The organism is Nocardia sp. NPDC101769 (assembly GCF_044766925.1).
Classification (GTDB): Bacteria; Actinomycetota; Actinomycetes; order Mycobacteriales; family Mycobacteriaceae; genus Nocardia.
The window spans coordinates 1-2113 of the sequence record NZ_JBIWMX010000122.1 but is presented as its reverse complement, the minus strand read 5'-3'; the positions used below and the strand labels follow the sequence as shown (position 1 = coordinate 2113).

The window sequence follows — 2113 nt, the reverse complement described above, 5'->3', positions numbered from 1 at the left end:
CCACCGCAGCAGTATCGGTCACATCGATCGTTGTCGTGTCAGACATCAAGTGCCACTCCTTGATTCGGAGTTACACCGTTGTTTTTACAGTCCCGTGCGGTGCAGAACGTCCGCTATTGCCCATGACAGGTCAGTGCGTACAGAACTTGCACAGCGACGATCCGCGCCTCGGTCACCGCGACAATGTGTCGCGGATCGCCTGAACCACGGCGTCGGGCCGGAGCCAGGCCATTCCCGAATGCCCCACGTCGTCCAAACGGCGCACCTCGGCGTCAGGCAGCGCTGCGGCCAGATCGGTGTACAGCCGGTATTTGGTCTGGTTGGACTCGTCCAGGGCTGCGTGTGCCTCGGGCGGCACCAGCTCCTGGGCGATCGTGTCGGCCCCCATGGCCGAGACGAACGTCAGTGGTATGTCAGGATCGGGCCCAGCGTCGCGGACCTCGCTGAACAGTCGCGGCAGGTTCATTGGTTCGCGCAGAGACTGTCTGAAGCCGGCGCGGCCGAACCCTTTGTCCAGTAGCGGTTCCCGGATCGCGGCGGGCCAGTCGGCCAGTGCCCGGCTGAGGGCGGCCCGGTACGTGGTCCGCATCGTGTCCAATTGCCCGGGTGGAACGAGGTCGTCGGTGTTCGAGTCCTGTAACCGCTGCGCTTTCTCCGTGGAGAGGTAGTCGACGATGTTCTCGTGGGTCGGGTCGAGCAGGACCAGGGCGGTGACTTCGCCGGGGAATCGTTTCGCGTAGAGCCGCGCGTACAGGCCGCCGAGTGAGTGCGCGACCAGTACGCGCGGGCCGGGCACGCCCGCGACATGCAGCAGCTCGTGCAGGTCGTCGGTCACCTGTGTGCCACTGCGTGGCAGGTCCACTGTGTCGCTCCAGCCCAGGCCGAGCCGGTCGTAGATCACGCTTGTGGTGAACTCCGCGACGAGGTCGTGCACTTTCCAGTAATACAGGCCCGACATTCCGCCGCCGGCAAGGAACACCACGGGCGGCCCGCCGGTGCCGGAGCGGTGCAGCAGCATTGACCCGCTCGAGATTTCGTAGCGTGTCCCCCTCGGGGCCTCGGTGTGCTCTTCCACCATTGCCTGGAGCTCCTCTCATCGGGGGCCCTCCAGCGCTCGAGCTCTGCAGGGTGTTCCGCAACCGAGCATGCCAACGTGCGAGTCTCGCCGCCACGACGGGTGATCTTGCTCGACCCCTCGTGCTTTGCCGAACCCCGCGAGATCGGAAGGCTCAGTCGCATCCGCTATTAGCTAGGAGCTACCGGTGAGTAGCCGATCGATCTGGCTGCAGCCGACGAGCTGGGGTTGCGGGGTGGCCGGTGTGGATCCGGCAGGTGCGGGCTGGATGTCCAGCGTGATCGTCATCGTGGACTTGCCGTCATTGGCCGTGATGACGTGGTGGCCGGCCGTCGACGGGATCCAGTACACACCCGCGATCGGGGCGGTCGGGACCTCCGCATTGCCTTTCGAGACACTGCTTCCGATGCACTGGCCGTTGTCGTAGAAGCTCACGAAATCGTCCCCGAACTCGGTAATTGCTCTGAGACGGTAATTGGTTCCGACGTAATAGGTTTGACCAGCAGGGTCGATGTTGAACACCATAATGTCGGCGGATGCGGCGGGTGCGCCGGCCGTGATGACGGCTACCGTCGCGGCCAGTCCGGTCAAACCCCAGCCGATTCGGCGGCCGGGGCGGGAATGCGTGGTCATCGTTCTCCTGATTCGGGTTCCCGAGGTTCGGGGTCGAGGAACGCTACCGTCAGGAATGACTGAAACGTGGAGATTTCAGTATTGGGGTTTGCCCCGACTTTCAGGGGGTGGGCCGCCACGAGGCCAGCAGGAGTTCGCAGGCGCGCTGGCCCTCGGCGAGGGCCTCGTCCCCTGTTGATCAACGAATCCGACTCGGCCACAACATGATCCAACACCACACAACAGATCCGCCAGCACCGACTCATGCAACTGTCGTTGCGGTATCAGCCGCATCCCGCACTGACTGAACCGGCCAGCGCGGGGCCGCTGACGGCCGGAACCTGGTGCGGCGCAGAACGTCCGCTACTGCCGAGGAGCGTGCCTTCTTGCGGCTCAGCGACCGCCCTGCTGCGGGGGCCGCCACAT

At 64.7% G+C, this 2113-nt stretch carries 2 protein-coding genes; both read right to left on the bottom strand.

The window, feature by feature from the left end; translation table 11 throughout:
* Positions 1-172: 172 nt before the first annotated feature.
* The gene (locus ACIRRA_RS45845) at positions 173-1078 is read right to left on the bottom strand and encodes an alpha/beta fold hydrolase (protein ID WP_402782399.1); all 906 of its coding nucleotides are present in this window, start codon (positions 1076-1078) and stop codon (positions 173-175) included.
* Positions 1079-1249: 171 nt separating this feature from the next.
* On the bottom strand, positions 1250-1708 hold the full coding sequence (locus ACIRRA_RS45840) for a hypothetical protein (RefSeq protein WP_402782396.1): 459 nt from the start codon (positions 1706-1708) through the stop codon (positions 1250-1252).
* Positions 1709-2113 lie beyond the last annotated feature (405 nt).

Excerpts from the sequence above, each read along its gene's own strand:
- ACIRRA_RS45845 (WP_402782399.1), bottom strand. The coding sequence starts at position 1,078 with ATGGTGGAAGAGCACACCGAGGCCCCGAGGGGGACACGCTACGAAATC.
- ACIRRA_RS45840 (WP_402782396.1), bottom strand. The coding sequence starts at position 1,708 with ATGACCACGCATTCCCGCCCCGGCCGCCGAATCGGCTGGGGTTTGACC.